Genomic DNA, 16992 nt, shown 5'->3' with positions numbered 1-16992 from the left:
GAAGTACACCACGAACTCACGCGCCGCCTCCGCCGGTGCCGGCGCGTGAGTTCGTGGTGTACTTCGAGTGGGATTCGACCGCCCTGTCGTCGGAAGCCCAGTCGGTCATCGCCCAGGCCGCCCAGTACGCCCAGTCGGGTCGTGCCGCGCGCGTCGTGGTCGTCGGTCACGCCGACACCTCGGGTTCGGCCAGCTACAACGTCGGCCTGTCGAACCGCCGGGCCCGCACGGTCGCCGACGCCCTGGTGGCGCGCGGTGTCTCGGGTGGCGCCATCTCGGTCGAGGGTCGTGGTGAAAACGACCTGGCCCGTCCGACCGCTGACGGTGTCCGTGAGCCGCTGAACCGGCGCGCGACCATCAACATCCGTCCTTCCTGATCCGGCTTCCGGACCGGTCCGGCCTCTCCCCGCGAGAGACCGGACCCCCGGAAACCCTCAGGCGGACAACGCCTTCGCACCCCCGTCGTGGTCTCCACGGCGGGGGTGTCGCTTTTGGGGGGGCTTAGACTTCGCTGACGCGGACGCCGCGATCGGCCAGGGTGGTCTCGACCGCCTCCCGCAGGGCCTCGACCGCCGCCGACAGCGCTGCGGCATCGCGACCGCGTACCACCAGCTGGGTGCCGTACTCTCCGACCGTCCCGTGGCCAAAGGGATAGCTACCGAAGCTCAGGGTGCGGTGGGTGTCGGCCGCTGCGCTCAGCAGGTCGGCCACGTCGCCTTCGCCCACGCCGTCCACCTTCAGGGTGCGGGCATGGGTCACCGCCCCGACCTTCAGGCGAGGCGCCACATCATCCAGCATGGCGGTCATGATCCTGGGCACACCGGCCATGACGAACACATTGCCGATCTGGAAGCCCGGGGCATCCGTCACCGGATTGGCGATCAGCGAGCCGCCCTCCGGGATGCGCGCCATGCGGCGCCGGGCGTCGTTCAGCTCATCGCCGTACCGTCGCTCGAGGATAGCGAGGGCCTCGGCATTTTCCGGGAGGGCGACGCCCATGGCCTCGGCCACGCAGTCGGCGGTGATGTCGTCGTGGGTGGGGCCGATTCCGCCCGTCGTGAACAGATAGTCGTGGCTGCCGGCCAGCGCCTGGACGGCCTCAATGATCTGCGAGCGCGTGTCGCCGACCACCCGGGCCTCCTTCAGGTCGATCCCGAGGGCGCCCAGAAACCGGGCCAAGGTGTTCAGATTTGTGTCCTCCGTCCGGCCGGACAGGATCTCATCGCCGATGATCAGGACGGCGGCGGTGGGCGAGGTCTCCGCGCCCATCACAGCGTCCCCGCCTTGCGGAGGGGCGCGCGAGGGGCGATATGGCCCGGCACCGGTCGCGGCAAGGCGGGCATTCGTGCTATCTTCATCGTGACCTTCTTCTCTGATGACGCGGTCCCTGTCGGACCATCGCGCCGCAACTGACTTACCGGGACACCCCGCATGTATGAAGCCCAGGATATGGACGGCGACGTTTTCGTCCGCACCAGCGAAATCCGCATCCACGACGAGGACGCGTTCGAGGGCATGCGCGCCGCCGGCCGTCTGGTCGCCGAGGCGCTCGACATGATCGGCGAATACGTCAAGCCGGGCGTCACCACCGGCGAACTGGACGATCGCATCCGCGAGTTCACCCTGGACCACGGCGCCATCCCGGCCTGCCTGGGCTACAAGGGCTATGAGAAGACCATCTGCACCTCAATCAACCACGTCGTCTGCCACGGCATTCCGGGCGACAAGGTTCTGAAGGAGGGGGATATCGTCAACGTCGACCACACCGTCATCGTCGACGGCTGGCACGGCGATTCCAGCCGCATGTATGCGGTCGGCGAGATCAACACCCGCGCCCGTCGCCTGATCGACGTCACTTATGACTCGCTCGACGCCGGTCTGGCCCAGATCAAGCCGGGCAATACCTTTGGCGACATCGGCTATGCCATCCAGCGGCTGGTCGAGGACCAGCGGATGAGCGTGGTGCGCGACTTCTGCGGCCATGGCATCGGCCGCCTATTCCACGACAGCCCGAATGTCCTGCACTACGGCCGTCGCGGCGAGGGCGCGGTGCTCAAGCCGGGCATGTTCTTCACGGTCGAGCCCATGGTCAATCTGGGCAAGCCGCAGGTGAAGGTGCTGTCCGACGGCTGGACGGCGGTGACCCGCGACAAGTCCCTGTCGGCCCAGTGCGAGCATAGCGTCGGCGTGACCGAGGACGGCCTGGAAATCTTCACCGCCAGCCCCGCAGGCCTGTTCCGTCCGACGTTCTGAGGCTAGCCTTCCCCGGAGGACGGGGACGGGCATGCTGGACCAACCACCGGAAAAACCGAAAGCGCCCCACCACGCCGGTCATCGCGAACGGCTGAGGGAGCGGGCGCGCGGCGCCGGCATCCACCACCTGCCCGACTATGAGCTGCTCGAGCTGTTCCTGTTCCGCAGCCAGCCGCAGGGGGACGTCAAGCCGATCGCCAAGGCCTTGCTTGCCCGCTTCGGATCGCTGGCGGCCGTGCTGGCCGCCTCGGTCGAGGATCTGATGACGGTCAAGGCCGAGGACACCCGGGGGCGCACCAAGGGGATCGGCGCCGAGACGGCGCTCGACATCGCCGCCCTGCACGAAGTCGCCCGCCGGGTCGCCCGCGAGGAAGCCACCGCCCGCCCGGTCATCTCGTCGTGGACCTCCCTGCTGTCCTACGTCCGGCTCAGCCTGCAGCACGAGCCGCGCGAGCAGTTTCGCGTGCTCTATCTCGACAACCGCAACCAGCTGATCCTCGACGAGGTCCAGAACCGGGGCACGGTCGACCACGCCCCCGTCTATCCCCGCGAGGTGGTGCGTCGCGCGCTCGAGCTGTCGGCCAAGGCCATGATCATCGTGCACAATCACCCGTCCGGCGATCCCACCCCCAGCCGCGCGGACATCGAGATGACGCGCCAGGTGGTCGAGGCGGCGCGCGCGCTGGACGTGTCCGTGCATGACCACCTGATCGTCGGCCGCAAGGGTGTGGCCAGCTTCAAGCAACTGGGACTGATGTAGTCATGGACCTCTCCCGCCGGACCCTGTTGACCGGAACCGCCGTGGCTGCTGCCGGTCCGGCGCTGGCCCGCGACGATGCGCCCCCTGCCGTTCTGGTCTCGACCTGGGATTTCGGCGTGCCTGCGAATGCCGCCGGCCACGTTGTACGCCAGGCAGGGGGCTCTGCGCTCGACATGGTCGAGGCCGGGGCCCGGGTGGCCGAGGCCGATGAGACCAATGCCTCGGTCGGGCTCGGCGGCTTTCCGGACCGCGAGGGTCATGTGACACTGGATGCCGTCATCATGAACGGGCGCGGCGACATGGGCGCGGTCTGCGCCCTGGAGGACATCGTCCATGCCGTCTCGGTCGCCCGCCGGGTGATGGAGGCCACGCCCCATGTCATTCTGGTGGGCGAGGGGGCCCGCACCTTTGCCCTGGAGCAAGGCTTCGACACGACGCCACTCCTCACGCCTGAGTCCGAGGCCGCCTGGCGGCGCTGGCTGGAGACCTCTGACTATGCCCCCCGCGCCAACAGCGAGAACACCGACTGGCCGGGCGGGGCCTCCGACCACGACACCATCGGCATTCTCGGAATCGATGCTCAGGGGCGGATGGCGGGCGCCTGCACCACCTCGGGGATGGCCTTCAAGATGCGCGGCCGGGTCGGCGACAGCCCCATTCCCGGTGCCGGCCTGTCGGTCGATGACGAGGTCGGCGCCGCCACGGGGACTGGCGTGGGCGAGGACATCCTGCGCGTCTCGGGCGCCCATGCCGTGGTCGAGGCGATACGGTCGGGCCTTGATCCCTCGGCAGCCTGTCAGCGGGTGATCGAGCGCCTCGCGCGTCTGCGGGGCGAGAAGATTGCCGGTCATCAGGTGGCCCTGCTTGCTTTGGACCGTCAGGGACGTGCCGGGGGATATGCCCTGCGTCCCGGCTTCACCTATGCGGTCACCGATGCGGCGGGCCAGACGCGGCTGGTCCGGGCGGCCAGCCTGTTTTCATGAGTCGGGTGATCGAGACCGACCGCCTGATCCTCACCCCTGTGGCCGAAGGAGACTATGCGGATCTGTGCGCCCTGCTGGCCGACCCCGGCTTCTTCCGCCACATCTTCCCGCAGGCCCTGAATGCCGAGGAGGCCTGGTTCCGCCTGCTGCGCGATATCGGTCACTGGCAGGTCATGGGCTATGGCAACTGGTCGATACGCACCCGCGACGACGGCCGCTATGTCGGCAGCGTCGGCCTGCTGAACTATCAGCGGATCCTCGACCCGGCGTTTGACGCGATCGAAATGGGCTGGGGCCTGTCCCCGGTCTTTCAGGGCCAGGGATTGGCGTTCGAGGCTGCCACCGCCGCTGTCGCCTGGGCCAGCCGGCATCTCAAGGCCGACCGCCTGGTCTGCATGATCAGCCCCGTTAATGGCCCGTCGCTGGCGCTGGCGGCCCGCCTCGGCTTCGCCCGCTATACGGACACCACCTACAAGGGCGAGCCCGTGATCCTGCTGGAGCGCCGGTCCGTCTCAGGCGGGGGAACGTAGCCGGACATTAAGGTTTATGAGGCATGGGTGGGGGGCGAAAGAATCAGGTTCCCGCCATGCCCATGTCCGCCGACAGTCTGAGATCGCACCTTCTGGAAGCCTTTCCGGATGCCGAGATCGAGATCGTCGATCTGGCGGGTGACGGCGATCACTATCGCGCCCGCGTCGTCGCCGGCGCCTTTGCCGGTCTCAGCCGGGTCAGGCAGCACCAGATGGTCTATGCCGCCCTCAAGGGCCGCATGGGCGGTGAACTGCACGCTCTCGCGCTCGAGACCGCCGCTCCGGAAGGAAAGGGCTGACCCATGCGCTATCGTCCGTTCGGCCATTCCGGCAGCGCCATCTCGTCCCTGACCCTCAGCCTCGGCCACGCCGGTCTGGCGCGCGGCTTCGAGGCCGCCCAGTCGCTGATCTATTCGGGGCTCGAGGCCGGCATCAACAGCTTCCGGCTGGAAACCGCCGACCCCGTGCTGGCCGATGTGGTGGGCCAGGCGCTCGGCCACGTCGACCGCAATCTGGTGTCGGTCACCCTCATGCTCGGGACCGGTGACGGGCGTCGCGGCTCGCAACGCGACTTTTCCGCCGAGGGCATGACCCATGCCATCGACCGGGTCCTGCACGTCTCGGGGCTCGGCTATATCGACGTGGCCCTGCTGGACGAGCCCGACGAGCATGAACTGGCCCAGTCCACCCTGCACACGCTCAAGGCCCTGCGGAGCACCGAACGCATCCGCATGCTGGGCATCGCCGGCGAGAGCGAGGTGATGGACGCCTATGTCTCCACCGGCGCCTTCGACGTGCTGGCCACGCCCTTCCACGTGACGTCCGACTGGCGCATCCAGTCGCGCATCCGCCACGCCCGTGAGCGGGACATGGATGTACTCGGCTATGGCTATTTCCCGGACAGCCTGGATACGCCCAGGAAGGCCGAGACTGTGCTCGAACCGCGGCGCGGCCTGTTCGGCTTCGGCCGCCCGCGCGAGGCCGATAACCCCCTCAAGGGCGCCGGCACCTTCGCCTTCCTGCACCGCACACACGGCTGGACGGCCGAGCAGATCTGCCTCAGCCACGCCCTGGTGGACCCGGCGATCGCCAGCGTTATGGTCTCGGCCACGACCGATGAGCGCATCAATGAGCTGAGTCTGGTGCCCGAACGCGACCTGCCGCCCGGTCTGTCGGCCCAGATCGAGATGGCTCGGGTGGGCATGGCCGCGGCCTGAAGGTGCCCGCCGCCCTTGACCGCGGGGCACGGGCCTCCTAGCTCACAAGCCTGCTGAAAAGAGGCCTCCCGTGACCGACACCGCTGCCGACCCCGTGCGCGATTTCATCGCCCAGACCATCGCGGATCACCCCGTGGTCCTGTTCATGAAGGGTACGCCTGATCAGCCCCGCTGCGGCTTCTCGGCCCAGGCTGTCCAGATTCTCGACCACGTCGGTGCCTCGTTCGTCGGCGTGGACGTGCTGCAGGACGACGGCCTGCGCGAGGGCATCAAGGCCTTCACCGACTGGCCGACCATCCCCCAGCTCTATGTGAAGGGGGAGTTCGTCGGCGGCTCCGACATCGTCCGCGAGATGTTCCAGGCGGGCGAACTGACCGCCCTGATGAGCGAAAAGGGCGTGCCGCTCGGCGATACCGACGCCTGATGGCGCGGGCGCCGCTGATCCCTCGCGAGGATCGCGAGCTGTTCGTCGTGCCGCTCGAGGTGCGCCCCGAGCACATCGACGCCAACGGCCACGTCAACAATGTCGTCTATGTCGGCTGGCTGCAGGACGCCGGCACCGCCCACTGGAACGCGCGCTTCGACGCCGGGACCCGGGAGCGCTGGTCGTGGGTCGCCCTGCGCCACGAGATCGACTATCTGCGCGGCATAGAGCCGGGCGCGACCGGCATCGTCGCCCGGACCTGGGTCGGCGACCCACAGGGGCCGCGCTTCAATCGCTATGTGCGGATCGAGGACGCCGAGGGCCGGCTGTGCGCCCAGGGCGTGTCCGAATGGTGCCTGGTGGACGCGGCGACCCTGCGCCCCCACCGGATTGCCGGCGACATGATCGCGCCCTTCCTGGCAGGGCCGCAGGACTGAACGTGCCGATTTGGGGCGAAAAGGCTTGAACCGCCGCGCCTTTCCGTGAACGATCCCGGGCTCGGGGGTGGGCGAAGGATGAGGTGCTGGATGCGACGGATCGTGCCGACGCTGGTGATTGCAGGGGTGGTTCTGGCCGGGCCGGTGGCCTGTGGCGGACAGAATACCGAAGCGTTACGGCGCGACGCCGTCGGGTGCTCGACCTATTTCACCGTTCTGAACGCGCAGATCCTTGAGGGTGACCCGGCCTTTGCCGATCGCATCATGGCGGCCCTGGTCGATCCGGCTGCGGTCGATGCCGATGCCCGGTCCGAGGAAATCAACCGCACCCTGGTAGAGATGTCGGCCGGCACCGACGCCTGGCGCGCCGAGCTGCCGCCGGAAGAGGTGACGACGCTTGAGGCGGAGCAGACCGCGTTGGCCCGCCGTCACGTCGCCGAAGACCGCTCGACCGAGGCGGCCGAGCGGATTTCGACCTGTGTCGAGACGTGGGAGCGGCTCGACCGCTAGATCAGTCGTCCTGGGACGGCGTGTGGATGACCTGGGTTTCCGGCTTGTCGGTCGCCACGATGATGCAGCCAGCAAGGGCGGGCGCAGCCAGGGCGGCGAGGGTGGCCAGAAGGGTCAGGCGGCGAAGCATAGGTGTATCCCCCGAAGGATGTTGACGTTACGCGCCTGTTTTCGCGCCAACAGGCGGCGCGTGCACGTGAATAATCCTCAATGCGGCGGGGAGCCGGGCCGGCGTCAGCCTAGCGCGGGGCGATAGGGGTTGGCCACCTGCACCCGGGTGCCCGGGGCAAGGCCCATTTCCTCGAAGGTCCAGCGCAGTTCAACGCCGTCTTCCGAGGGATTGGTGCAACCGTCGTCCCTCACCCGGCGAAGGGTAACGCGCGCGCCGTCATAGGTCTGGCGCACCACGGGGATCAGGTCGCTCTTTTCCGTGCAGCCATTGCTGCTGATCCAGAACAGCACCGTGCCCCGGCCGATCGCCGCGGCGCGGATAGGCTCGACCACGCCGGGGCCGTCTTCGACCGCCGGGCGTCCCGCCAGCCAGCCGGGCAGGCCTCCGCACCCCGCGAGGGTGAGGGCCAGCAGCACCGCCGCTCCGCCCGCGGCCAATGATGTGCGATGTACCGACATGGCAGGTCCCGTCGCCTTCCCGAGCGTCAACAATGCCTCAATTCGCCGCATCTGGCATCCCCGAACCCGACGCCATCCACGAAAAAGGGCTCCGGATCGCTCCGGAGCCCCACTTTCTTGTGCTACCGCTCGGTTCGCGGAACCTCGCTGCTTGAGCGCATTTGCTGGTCTTGCGCTCAAGTCGCGAGTGACCGCGTCACGAGCATAGCGCCCCAATCAGGACGAATAATATTCGACGACCAGGTTGGGCTCCATCTTCACCGGGAACGGCACATCGGCCAGTTCCGGCACGCGGACCCAGCGCACCGAGAAGCCGCGATCGCCGACTTCCAGATAGTCCGGAATGTCACGTTCCGACGACTGCATGGCCTCGAGGACCAGCGCCATGTTGCGCGACTTTTCCTTGACCTCGACGACGTCGCCGACCTTCACGCGGTACGAGCCGATGTCGACCTTCTTGCCGTTGACGGTCACGTGGCCGTGGCTGACAAACTGGCGGGCCGCCCACACGGTCGGCACGAACTTGGCGCGGTAGACGACGGCGTCCAGACGCGATTCCAGCAGGCCGATCAGCAGCTCCGAGGTGTTGCCCTTGCGACGGGCGGCTTCCTCATAGGTCTTGGCGAACTGCTTTTCGGTGATGTTGCCGTAATAGCCCTTCAGCTTCTGCTTGGCCTTCAGCTGCAGGCCGAAGTCCGAGACTTTCGACTTGCGGCGCTGGCCGTGCTGGCCGGGGCCGTACGAACGCTTGTTGACCGGGGACTTGGACCGGCCCCACAGGTTTTCACCCATGGCGCGGTCGATCTTGTACTTGGCGCTGTGGCGCTTGGACATGTGTCACTCTCTATCGTGATGCGGCCCGGCATCCCCGATATTGGGAATGCGATCTCAACGGCGGTCCACGCATCGTCCGTCATTAACCCCGCCCCGGTCTTGCGACGGGACGTGAAGGCGGGGCTTATGGCGGCCCAGCCCTCCGGAGTCAATGCCGATGCCTAGGGCTGAGCGGCCGTTTCCGGCGCCCAGACGAAGGTTTCGCCCTGCCGGCGCACATGGCCCAAGCCCGGCCAGAGGAAGTGAACGGCATAGAGGCGCAGGTCCTCATCGGCGGCCCGCTCCCACAGGGCCTTGCGGCTCGCCTCGGCCGTGTCGGGATCGCCATCGAACTGGATGGTCCAGTCCGGCCGCTGGACCGAGATCACCTGATGGTGGCCGGTGTCGCCGATGTAGAGCAGGCTCTGGTCCCCAGAGACGATCTCATAGGCCGTATGGCCCGGCGTATGGCCGTCGACCGGCACGGCCGTGACGCCGGGCAGCACCTCGGCACCGTCGGCGAAGGTCTCGACCTTCGGCGTGATGGCCGCTACCAGACCCGCCATCTCGCCATTGGCCTGCAGGGCAGCCCATTCCTCGGCCGTCATGCGGATGGTGGCATTCGGATAGGCAAGGGTGCCGTCCGCCTTGACCAGGCCGCCCACGTGGTCGCCGTGGCCATGGCTGATGAGGATGTCGGTGATCTGTTCCGGCGACACGCCCGCGGTTGCCAGGCTTGCCGTCAGCTTGCCGCCGGCGGGACCGAAGGCCGATCCGGCGCCCGCGTCGAACAACACGACCCGGTCCCCGGTCTTCACCAGCATGGGCTGGATGCTCAGGCTGAGCGGATCGGTCGGCACGCCGGCAGAGGTCAACAGGGTGTCGACGTCGGCCTTGGGCTCACCCATGGCGAGGACCGAGCCGTCGTTCGGCACTTCCAGTCCACCGTCACGCAGCGCCCAGGCCTCCAGTGTGCCGATCATGAACGGGTGGACGTCGGCGCTTTCGACCCGGCTGTCGGCGGCCGGTCGGTCCGCAGGCTCCGTCCCGGAATTGCAGGCCGCGAGCCCCAGGCCCGCGCTCATCAGGATCGCCGCCACAGCGGCAGAAGTGGTCAGTCGCATTGTGCATGCCCCCATAGGAAAAGCGCCCGCCGGACGATCCGGCGGGCGCTGATAGCTGCGGCCTAGGAAACGGCCTTGGCGTAGAGGTCGTTGACCTCGTTCCAGTTTACCACCGACCAGAAGGCCTTCAGATAGTCGGCCCGGCGGTTCTGGTATTTCAGATAATAGGCGTGCTCCCAGACGTCGGCGCCCAGCACCACGGTGCCCTGTTCGTCGGCGACGTCCATCAGCGGATTGTCCTGGTTCGGGGTCGAGGTGACCTTCAGCTTGCCGTTCTGGACGATCAGCCAGGCCCAGCCCGAGCCGAACTGGCCGGCGCCGGCGGCGTTGAACGCCTCCTTGAACTTGTCCATGCCGCCGAGGTCGCTGTCGATCGCAGCCTTGAGCGCGGCCGAGGGCTCGCCGACCTGATCCTGCGGGGCCAGCAGCTTCCAGAACAGGCTGTGGTTCCAGTGGCCGCCGCCGTTGTTGCGGACGGCCTTGGGCAGTTTCGACATGGTCTTGAACATATCTTCCAGCGACTTGCCTTTCAGGCTGTCGTCGCCGTCCACGGCCTCGTTCAGCTTGTCGACATAGGCCTGGTGGTGCTTGTCGTGGTGGAAGGTCATCGTCTCCTTGTCGATGGCCGGTTCCAGGGCGTCATAGGCGTAGGGAAGCGGGGGCAGGGTAAAGGCCATGTTTCGGGCTCCTGATCTGGGGTGAACCTTGGCCGTACACATAGGTCAGGCCGTCACAAACCCAAGGGACCGGAGGTCGAATTCGTTCCGAAAATGCCGGATCAGGGCAGGGGGGCGTGCGCCTTGATACAGTCGCGCACGGCCCGCTTCAGGTCGCCGGGGATCGAACCGGGGTCGGTGCCCTCGGCCGCGAACACGGCGCGCATGGCGGCATCATAGCCATTCGGCAGGGCGGCGATCACCCGCGCCTGCCCCTTGGGGTGCAGGCAGATGCCCAGCTTCACGCACAGTTCGGCGAACATGGCCTCACGGTCGGGTTCTCTCATGGATCAGGCCTTCATCCGCGGGTCGCGGGCAATATCCGCGCCTCGATATACCCGGCGGGCGGATCAAACTCTTCTTCGCGACGCATCCACCTTCCCCTCTCTTCGTCAGTCAAAGGACGACGAAGACCGCACCGGAGGGGGTGCTCCAAGGACCCCACCCTCTCCCCGGTATACGTGCCAGTCCCATGAGCGGGGATTTCCAGTGCGGTTGGCATGGTCTCGGTCATGGGATTGCTTGATGGCCCTGAAATACACACCAGAGACCACGACGAGATGGCTTCATCCGTAGGGTTGTTCAGCGTGGCGGATAGTGTCGAGGCCTGTATCGCTGTCGGTGTTTCCACCCCCTCCGGGAGTGAGCCATCGACATTGAGAGGGATTTCGCGACCAGGCATTAAGGTCAGATCGCTAAGATAAGGAAACTCCGAGCTGAACGGGGTGTCAACGGCTTCAGACTTGGGGGCTTCAGCAGCATCCTCACCGCCGGAGCAACCGGCACCCAAAATTGCGAAGGCGGCAATAGCGATCGAGGTTGCTCTGATGGTCATGGTTCGTCCTAGCTCTCGACCGACGCATGGAGCCGCTTCGCATGGAAGGCGAGATGATCGTCGATGAAGCTCGCCATGAAGAAGTAGGAGTGATCATAGCCCGGCTGCAGGCGCAGGGTCAGCTTCTGCCCGGCCAGGTCTGCTGCGGCGGTCAGCAGTTCAGGCTTCAGCTGATCGGCGAGGAAGGGATCGGCGTCGCCCTGATCGATCAGGATGTCGTCGTACTGGCCGTGGCCCGCGCCCGCCTCGATCAGCAGGGCGGCATCGTGCCGGGCCCAGCGGTCGGGATTGGACCCCAGATAGGCGCCCAGCGCCTTCTCGCCCCAGGGGCAGCGGGTCGGCGAGGCGATCGGGGCGAAGGCCGAGACCGAGGTGAACAGGTGCGGGTGGTTCAACGCCAGCGTCAGCGCCCCGTGCCCGCCCATGGAGTGGCCGAAGATGGCCCGGCGCCCGTTGGTCGGAAGCTCCGCGTCGATCATCTCGACCAGATCGCGGACGACATAGGTCTCCATGCAGAAATGCGGCGACCAGGGCGCCTCGGTCGCATCGACATAGAAGCCCGCACCCTGCCCCAGGTCATAGGCCTCGTCGTCGGCGACACCCTCGCCGCGCGGGCTGGTGTCGGGCGCCACCACGATCAGGCCCAGCCGGGCGGCGGCCTCATAGGCGCCGGCCTTGGTGGTGAAATTGTCCTCGGTGCAGGTCAGGCCGGACAGCCAGATGGCCACGGGGAAGGGGCCGTCGCCCGGGGGCACGAAGACCGAAAAGGCCATGGCCGTGCCGGTCGCCGCACTGTCGTGCCGCGCATAGGACAGGGTGCCGCCGTGGACGCGGTGTGTCTTGACGATATCCACGGCGGCGTCTCCTTCAGTCTCAGTCGTGATCCTTGCCGGCGGTCTTGTTCCCGCGAGCCAGGGCGAAGACCACACCCGACAGCGCCGCGAGCGCGATCAGGTTCGGCAGGGCCATGGCGGCGTTCGAGATGTCGCCCATGCGCCACACGAACTCGATGTGCTGGAACGATCCGACGAAGATCATGACCACCCACAGCAGGCGCCAGGGAATGGCGACGCCCTGACCGAACAGATGGGTCGCGGCCCGCTCCCCATAGTAGCTCCAGGTCAGCAGGGTGGTGAACACGAACAGGATCAGCGCCACCGACACGACCAGCCCGCCAAGCGTGGTCTGGCCGAACAGCATCTGCGGGAAGACGGCGGAATAGGCCGCCAGCGTCATCTCGAAGCCGCGCAGGTCCGAATTCCAGACGTGCTCGACCGTACCGGCGCCGGCGGGGAAGGCCCCCTGCACCGTCAGCATCACAAGGCCCGTCATGGTGCAGATCACCATGGTGTCGATGAAGGTGCCCATCATGGCGAACCGGCCCTGACGGGCGGGGTCGTCGGTCTGGGCCACGGCGTGGGCCATGGGGGTCGAGCCCTGACCGGCCTCGTTCGAGAACAGGCCGCGGGCCACACCGGCGCGGATCGCCATCATCACCGCTGCCCCGGCGAAGCCGCCGGTCGCGGCGCTGGGCTGGAAGGCGCTGCCGAAGATCATGCCGAAGGTGGCCGGCAGGTCTTGGAAGTTCAGGATCAGCGCCAGCAGCGCCAGGATCAGATAGGCGATGGCCATGACCGGCACGACCTTCTCGGCCACGCTGCCGATCGACTTGATGCCACCGATTATGACGACGAAGACGGCGCCGGCCACGATCAGGCCCGCGCCCCATTCCGGCATGGGCGCCAGCGCCACGATCGAGTCGGCGATCGAGTTCGCCTGGATCATGTTGCCCGTGGCCACGGCCGAGAACAGGGTGCCGAGGCAGAACAGGATGGCCAGCCAGCCCCACTTCTTGCCCAGACCCTTGCGGATGTAGCTCATCGGGCCGCCGCGATAGGTGCCGTCCGGCCCCACGTCACGGAAGCGGATGGCGAGTGAGCCCTCGGCGAAGGCCAGCGCCATGCCGAACAGGGCCGTCACCCACATCCAGAACAGGGCCCCCGGTCCGCCGAGGGTAATGGCGGTCGCCACGCCCGCGAGGTTGCCCGTGCCCACCTGTCCCGACAGGGCAGTAGACAGGGCCGCGAACGGCGAGATCTCGCCCTTGCCCGACGCGTCCTTTTTAAACAGTCCGGCAAACGCCTCGCCCAGCTTCAGGATCGGATAGAAGCGCAGACCGATCATGATCCAGGCGCCGACGCCCAGCAGCACGATCACCATGGGCGGGAAGGGCAGAACCTCCGCCCCGTTCCAGGTCCCGCCCCAGATGAAGTCACTGACGTTGGTGACCTGGTCGTAGAAGGCCTGCACGCCTGCGGGCGTTGCTGCGTCGCTCATTCCCCATTCCCCCGGGATGCCGATGAAAGGGGGCACCTTAACGGCCTGTCCCGGAATGGGAACGCTTTTCTGACCTTGCGGCGTTACCCGGGCCGGTGCAGCGCGCAGACCTTGTTGCCCGACGGATCGCGCAGATAGGCCAGCACCAGGGTGCCGAACGGACCGTTGCGCTCGCCGGGCGGATCCTCAATCGCCTTGCCGCCCGCGGCCACGCCGGCGTCGTGGAAGGCCTGGACCATCGCGGGCGACTTGGCGGCAAAGCCGATGGTGCCGCCGTTGGCGTGACAGGCCGGCTCGCCGTCGATCGGCGTGCCAATGGCAAAGGCCCCCATCCGCGTCCGCCACCAGAAGCGGCCCTTGGGGTCCGGCCCCTGTCCCGGCTCATGCCCCAATGCGCCCAACACGGCGTCATAGAAGCGGCGCGAGGCCTCGACGTCATTGGCGCCGACGGTGATGTGGGTGAACATGGCTTCCCTCCCGATGAACGATGTCCGTTGTTTTAGCGAACGGACGCAGACGCGCAAGGTGCGATCTGCGATGGCGCCTCGACGCTGATCTTCCGGGCGGCTACGCTTGCCGCTTCCTCAGCCTTCGGGACGATCCATGATGAAGCGCCTCGCCGCCACCGCTACCGCTGCCCTCCTGCTGTGTCTGTCTGCGGGGCCGGCTCTGGCCCAGGCCACCGTGCGCGTCGAGCGCAATGCCGTCGAAGCCCACATGAATTTCCTCGCCGGGCCTGAGCTTCAGGGGCGCGGCAGCGCCACCCGGGACGAGGCGATCGCCGCCGCCTATGTCGCCAGCCAGTTCCGTCTGGCGGGCCTGACGCCGGTGCCCGGCATGGACGGCTATCTGCAACAGGTGCCGGTGGTGATCACCACACCGTCGGGCGAGGCCCGGCTGACGGTGGGAGACATGACGCTCACCCAGGGCGAGGATTTCGCCATCCTGACCGGAGGGCTGGGCGCGGCCGGGGGCACGGTGACGGTCGCCACGGATGCCGCTGCCCTGCCGACTTCGGCCGAGGTGCTGATGATCGCCCCGCCCGAGGGGCCGGGCGTGCGGGCGGTGTTCGGCGCGGCCATGCGGTCGGGCGCGAAGGTCGTGGTGATGCGCCGTACCGAGGTTTTGGCCCAGGCCACGGCGAGCGGTGGTTCGCGCGATCCGGTGATCCGGCTGGCGGGTGATACGCCCCGGTCGGGGCCGGTTGTGCTGGTCGTCTCGCCCGAGGCCTGGGACCGGCTGGCTGCGGGTGCAGGCAGTAAGGCAGCGGCCTTCGACCCCGGCGCATCGGACGTGGTGGAAGGCGTGACCACCAATGCCATCGGCTGGCTACCCGGCACCAATCCCGAGGCCGGCACGATCATGGTGTCGGCGCACCTCGACCATATCGGGGTCCGCTCGGACGGCGTCGTCATGTATGGCGCCAACGATGATGCCTCGGGCACGGTCGCGGTCATCGAGCTGGCGCGCGCCCTGTCGGGCACCGGCCCGCACCGCATGAATGTGATGTTCGTGGCCTATGGCTCGGAAGAGGCGGGCCTGCTGGGCTCGCGCTACTTCGTCGACCATCCGCCGGTCGCGCTGGACACCATCAAGGCCAATCTCGAGATCGAGATGATCGCCGATCAGGACCCGCAGCTGCCGCCCGGCGTGATGATGATGACGGGCTTCGAGCGCTCGAACTTCGGCCCGGAGCTCAAGGCCCGCGGCGCCCTGATCGGACCCGACCCCTATCCCGAGCAGAACTTCTTCCAGCGGTCGGACAACTATGCGCTCGCCCTGCGCGGCGTGGTCGCCCACACCATCTCCGGCTGGGCGACCATCCCGACCTATCACACGCCCGAAGACACGATCGACAACATCAATTTCGACTATATGACCCAGGCGATCCAGTCACTGGTCGTGCCGCTGACGGCGCTGGCCGAAGGCGATTTCGTCCCGACCTGGGCCGAGGGCGGCCGCCCCGAAGGGCGGTAAGCGCGGGGTCTAGAACACCACCACCGACCGGATGCTCTTGCCCTCGTGCATCAGGTCAAAGGCCTTGTTGATGTCTTCCAGCGGCATTGTGTGGGTGATCATCGGGTCGATCTCGATCTTGCCGTCCATGTACCAGTCGACGATGCGGGGCGTGTCGGTGCGGCCGCGCGCGCCGCCAAAGGCACTGCCGCGCCAGACCCGGCCGGTGACCAGCTGGAACGGGCGGGTGGCGATCTCCTTGCCGGCCTCGGCCACGCCGATGACGATGCTCTCGCCCCAGCCGCGGTGGCACGCTTCCAGCGCCTGACGCATGACCGTGGTGTTGCCGGTGCAGTCAAAGGTGTAGTCCGCGCCGCCGCCGGTCAGCTCGACCAGATGGGCGACGACATCCGAGACATCCTTCGGATTGACGAAATGGGTCATGCCGAATTTGCGGCCCCACTCTTCCTTGTCATTGTTGATGTCGACGCCGACGATCATGTCGGCCCCGACCATCTTCAGGCCCTGGATGACGTTCAGCCCGATGCCGCCCAGGCCGAACACCACGCAGTTGGCGCCGGGCTCGACCTTGGCCGTATTGACCACCGCGCCCACGCCGGTGGTCACGCCACAGCCGACGTAGCAGGCCTTGTCGAACGGGGCGTCCTTGCGGATCTTCGCCAGGGCGATCTCGGGCAGCACCGTGTAGTTCGAGAAGGTCGAGCATCCCATGTAATGCGCGATCGCATGCCCCTTGTAGCTGAAGCGGCTGGTGCCATCCGGCATCAGGCCCTTGCCCTGCGTGCCCCGAATGGCGGTGCACAGATTGGTCTTGCGGCTCAGGCAGCTTTTGCACTGGCGACATTCGGGCGTGTACAGCGGGATCACATGGTCGCCGACCTCGACCGAGGTCACGCCCGGCCCCACCTCGACCACCACGCCCGCACCTTCATGGCCGAGGATCGAGGGGAAGATGCCCTCTGAATCCAGCCCGTCCAGCGTATAGGCGTCGGTGTGGCAGATGCCCGTGGCCTTGATCTCGACCAGCACCTCGAACGCCTTCGGCCCCTCCAGATCGACCTCGACGATCTCCAGCGGCTTCTTCGCTTCAAAGGCTACGGCGGCGCGGGTCTTCATGGGGGGCTCCTTCGTCCTCGACCGGATTGGCATTCCAGGCAGAGCGGATCAAGGCTTGACACATTTCCGCAGGAGGCAGGAGATGAGGCGTGGGCCGGTCGCGAAAATCCTATCTTCTGGTGCGACGGTGGGTTGACCGTAGCTGGATTGACCATGGGCCAAGGCCTCCGGCCATTCTCCCGACGCTTCTTCTGTGTCTGCTGGCACTTCTCGTACCTCACACTCCCGTCACGACGGCCCTGTTGGGGCTGGCGGCAGTCTGGTTCGCCTTTGTGACATGGCGGGGGATCCGACTGCTTCGAGCGATGGCGGTTTATGGCGACCGGCAGT

The 16992-nt window shown here is 67.2% G+C and carries 23 protein-coding genes; 11 read left to right on the top strand and 12 right to left on the bottom strand.

Going from position 1 to position 16992, the window contains the following annotated elements; genetic code table 11:
• A partial coding sequence (locus J7346_RS02200; protein ID WP_209117280.1) for an OmpA family protein occupies positions 1–377 on the top strand: 377 nt, incomplete at its 5' end.
• Between the two features lie 124 nt (positions 378–501).
• Here the strand turns inward: J7346_RS02200 and J7346_RS02195 are convergent.
• Positions 502–1269, bottom strand: coding sequence for a molybdopterin-binding protein (locus J7346_RS02195; RefSeq protein ID WP_209117278.1), 768 nt, complete (start codon positions 1267–1269; stop codon positions 502–504).
• 162 nt (positions 1270–1431) lie between these two features.
• On the opposite strand from J7346_RS02195, the gene map reads away from it, so the two are divergent.
• The 9 genes from map (at position 1432) to J7346_RS02150 (ending at position 7114) form a co-directional block, all read left to right on the top strand.
• On the top strand, positions 1432–2253 hold the full coding sequence (gene map, locus J7346_RS02190; RefSeq protein WP_209117276.1) for a type I methionyl aminopeptidase: 822 nt from the start codon (positions 1432–1434) through the stop codon (positions 2251–2253).
• Between the two features lie 31 nt (positions 2254–2284).
• A complete protein-coding gene (gene radC / locus J7346_RS02185; RefSeq protein ID WP_209117274.1) occupies positions 2285–3013 on the top strand; it encodes a DNA repair protein RadC in 729 nt (242 codons plus the stop codon).
• Positions 3014–3015: 2 nt separating this feature from the next.
• Positions 3016–3996, top strand: coding sequence for a N(4)-(beta-N-acetylglucosaminyl)-L-asparaginase (locus J7346_RS02180; RefSeq protein ID WP_209117272.1), 981 nt, complete (start codon positions 3016–3018; stop codon positions 3994–3996).
• The gene (locus J7346_RS02175) at positions 3993–4526 is read left to right on the top strand and encodes a GNAT family N-acetyltransferase (protein ID WP_209117270.1); all 534 of its coding nucleotides are present in this window, start codon (positions 3993–3995) and stop codon (positions 4524–4526) included. The genes J7346_RS02180 and J7346_RS02175 overlap by 4 nt, the downstream gene beginning before the upstream one ends.
• Before the next feature lie 56 nt (positions 4527–4582).
• On the top strand, positions 4583–4825 hold the full coding sequence (locus tag J7346_RS02170; protein WP_209117268.1) for a BolA family transcriptional regulator: 243 nt from the start codon (positions 4583–4585) through the stop codon (positions 4823–4825).
• 3 nt (positions 4826–4828) lie between these two features.
• Positions 4829–5743 (top strand): aldo/keto reductase, encoded by a 915-nt coding sequence (locus J7346_RS02165; protein ID WP_209117266.1) that lies wholly within the window; start codon positions 4829–4831, stop codon positions 5741–5743.
• Positions 5744–5813: 70 nt separating this feature from the next.
• A complete protein-coding gene (grxD, locus tag J7346_RS02160; protein WP_209117264.1) occupies positions 5814–6167 on the top strand; it encodes a Grx4 family monothiol glutaredoxin in 354 nt (117 codons plus the stop codon).
• On the top strand, positions 6167–6604 hold the full coding sequence (locus J7346_RS02155) for an acyl-CoA thioesterase (RefSeq protein ID WP_209117263.1): 438 nt from the start codon (positions 6167–6169) through the stop codon (positions 6602–6604). The genes grxD and J7346_RS02155 overlap by 1 nt, the downstream gene beginning before the upstream one ends.
• 90 nt (positions 6605–6694) lie before the next feature.
• On the top strand, positions 6695–7114 hold the full coding sequence (locus tag J7346_RS02150) for a hypothetical protein (protein ID WP_209117261.1): 420 nt from the start codon (positions 6695–6697) through the stop codon (positions 7112–7114).
• 1 nt (position 7115) lies between these two features.
• On the opposite strand, the gene J7346_RS15110 is transcribed toward J7346_RS02150, so the two are convergent.
• The 10 genes from J7346_RS15110 to J7346_RS02105 form a co-directional block, all read right to left on the bottom strand.
• Positions 7116–7244 (bottom strand): hypothetical protein, encoded by a 129-nt coding sequence (locus J7346_RS15110; protein WP_280636438.1) that lies wholly within the window; start codon positions 7242–7244, stop codon positions 7116–7118.
• Positions 7245–7348: 104 nt separating this feature from the next.
• On the bottom strand, positions 7349–7744 hold the full coding sequence (locus tag J7346_RS02145; protein WP_209117259.1) for a hypothetical protein: 396 nt from the start codon (positions 7742–7744) through the stop codon (positions 7349–7351).
• Positions 7745–7960: 216 nt separating this feature from the next.
• On the bottom strand, positions 7961–8578 hold the full coding sequence (gene rpsD / locus J7346_RS02140; RefSeq protein WP_209117257.1) for a 30S ribosomal protein S4: 618 nt from the start codon (positions 8576–8578) through the stop codon (positions 7961–7963).
• Positions 8579–8739: 161 nt separating this feature from the next.
• Positions 8740–9681 (bottom strand): MBL fold metallo-hydrolase, encoded by a 942-nt coding sequence (locus J7346_RS02135; protein WP_209117255.1) that lies wholly within the window; start codon positions 9679–9681, stop codon positions 8740–8742.
• A 62-nt stretch (positions 9682–9743) separates the two neighbouring features.
• On the bottom strand, positions 9744–10358 hold the full coding sequence (locus J7346_RS02130; protein ID WP_209117253.1) for a superoxide dismutase: 615 nt from the start codon (positions 10356–10358) through the stop codon (positions 9744–9746).
• 101 nt (positions 10359–10459) lie between these two features.
• Complete coding sequence (locus J7346_RS02125) at positions 10460–10684, bottom strand: hypothetical protein (RefSeq protein ID WP_209117252.1); 225 nt, start codon at positions 10682–10684, stop codon at positions 10460–10462.
• Between the two features lie 11 nt (positions 10685–10695).
• Positions 10696–11232 carry a hypothetical protein gene (locus J7346_RS02120; protein ID WP_209117250.1) on the bottom strand — a complete coding sequence of 179 codons (537 nt, stop codon included), beginning with the start codon at positions 11230–11232 and terminating at the stop codon, positions 10696–10698.
• A gap of 8 nt (positions 11233–11240) precedes the next feature.
• A complete protein-coding gene (fghA, locus tag J7346_RS02115) occupies positions 11241–12086 on the bottom strand; it encodes an S-formylglutathione hydrolase (protein ID WP_209117248.1) in 846 nt (281 codons plus the stop codon).
• Positions 12087–12105: 19 nt separating this feature from the next.
• Positions 12106–13569, bottom strand: coding sequence for a sodium:alanine symporter family protein (locus J7346_RS02110; RefSeq protein ID WP_209117246.1), 1464 nt, complete (start codon positions 13567–13569; stop codon positions 12106–12108).
• An 83-nt stretch (positions 13570–13652) separates the two neighbouring features.
• Positions 13653–14036, bottom strand: coding sequence for a VOC family protein (locus J7346_RS02105; protein ID WP_209117244.1), 384 nt, complete (start codon positions 14034–14036; stop codon positions 13653–13655).
• A 136-nt stretch (positions 14037–14172) separates the two neighbouring features.
• Between J7346_RS02105 and J7346_RS02100 the strand changes: the two genes are divergently transcribed.
• Positions 14173–15546 (top strand): M20/M25/M40 family metallo-hydrolase, encoded by a 1374-nt coding sequence (locus J7346_RS02100; RefSeq protein ID WP_245157551.1) that lies wholly within the window; start codon positions 14173–14175, stop codon positions 15544–15546.
• Positions 15547–15555: 9 nt separating this feature from the next.
• Here the strand turns inward: J7346_RS02100 and J7346_RS02095 are convergent, their stop codons facing one another.
• On the bottom strand, positions 15556–16662 hold the full coding sequence (locus J7346_RS02095) for an S-(hydroxymethyl)glutathione dehydrogenase/class III alcohol dehydrogenase (protein WP_209117242.1): 1107 nt from the start codon (positions 16660–16662) through the stop codon (positions 15556–15558).
• Positions 16663–16992 lie beyond the last annotated feature (330 nt).

The organism is Brevundimonas sp. A19_0 (assembly GCF_017744255.1).
Taxonomy (GTDB): domain Bacteria; phylum Pseudomonadota; class Alphaproteobacteria; order Caulobacterales; family Caulobacteraceae; genus Brevundimonas.
The sequence above is the reverse complement of the archived record's forward strand: the minus strand, read 5'-3'. Positions and strand labels throughout refer to the sequence as shown.

Bases quoted from the DNA above. Each gene is read 5' to 3' on its own strand.
- J7346_RS02195 (WP_209117278.1), bottom strand. From the start codon at position 1,269: ATGGGCGCGGAGACCTCGCCCACCGCCGCCGTCCTGATCATCGGCGAT.
- map (WP_209117276.1), top strand. From the start codon at position 1,432: ATGTATGAAGCCCAGGATATGGACGGCGACGTTTTCGTCCGCACCAGC.
- radC (WP_209117274.1), top strand. From the start codon at position 2,285: ATGCTGGACCAACCACCGGAAAAACCGAAAGCGCCCCACCACGCCGGT.
- J7346_RS02180 (WP_209117272.1), top strand. From the start codon at position 3,016: ATGGACCTCTCCCGCCGGACCCTGTTGACCGGAACCGCCGTGGCTGCT.
- J7346_RS02175 (WP_209117270.1), top strand. From the start codon at position 3,993: ATGAGTCGGGTGATCGAGACCGACCGCCTGATCCTCACCCCTGTGGCC.
- J7346_RS02170 (WP_209117268.1), top strand. From the start codon at position 4,583: ATGCCCATGTCCGCCGACAGTCTGAGATCGCACCTTCTGGAAGCCTTT.
- J7346_RS02165 (WP_209117266.1), top strand. From the start codon at position 4,829: ATGCGCTATCGTCCGTTCGGCCATTCCGGCAGCGCCATCTCGTCCCTG.
- J7346_RS02155 (WP_209117263.1), top strand. From the start codon at position 6,167: ATGGCGCGGGCGCCGCTGATCCCTCGCGAGGATCGCGAGCTGTTCGTC.
- J7346_RS02150 (WP_209117261.1), top strand. From the start codon at position 6,695: ATGCGACGGATCGTGCCGACGCTGGTGATTGCAGGGGTGGTTCTGGCC.
- J7346_RS15110 (WP_280636438.1), bottom strand. From the start codon at position 7,244: ATGCTTCGCCGCCTGACCCTTCTGGCCACCCTCGCCGCCCTGGCTGCG.
- J7346_RS02145 (WP_209117259.1), bottom strand. From the start codon at position 7,744: ATGTCGGTACATCGCACATCATTGGCCGCGGGCGGAGCGGCGGTGCTG.
- rpsD (WP_209117257.1), bottom strand. From the start codon at position 8,578: ATGTCCAAGCGCCACAGCGCCAAGTACAAGATCGACCGCGCCATGGGT.
- J7346_RS02135 (WP_209117255.1), bottom strand. From the start codon at position 9,681: ATGCGACTGACCACTTCTGCCGCTGTGGCGGCGATCCTGATGAGCGCG.
- J7346_RS02130 (WP_209117253.1), bottom strand. From the start codon at position 10,358: ATGGCCTTTACCCTGCCCCCGCTTCCCTACGCCTATGACGCCCTGGAA.
- J7346_RS02125 (WP_209117252.1), bottom strand. From the start codon at position 10,684: ATGAGAGAACCCGACCGTGAGGCCATGTTCGCCGAACTGTGCGTGAAG.
- J7346_RS02120 (WP_209117250.1), bottom strand. From the start codon at position 11,232: ATGACCATCAGAGCAACCTCGATCGCTATTGCCGCCTTCGCAATTTTG.
- J7346_RS02110 (WP_209117246.1), bottom strand. From the start codon at position 13,569: ATGAGCGACGCAGCAACGCCCGCAGGCGTGCAGGCCTTCTACGACCAG.
- J7346_RS02105 (WP_209117244.1), bottom strand. From the start codon at position 14,036: ATGTTCACCCACATCACCGTCGGCGCCAATGACGTCGAGGCCTCGCGC.
- J7346_RS02100 (WP_245157551.1), top strand. From the start codon at position 14,173: ATGATGAAGCGCCTCGCCGCCACCGCTACCGCTGCCCTCCTGCTGTGT.
- J7346_RS02095 (WP_209117242.1), bottom strand. From the start codon at position 16,662: ATGAAGACCCGCGCCGCCGTAGCCTTTGAAGCGAAGAAGCCGCTGGAG.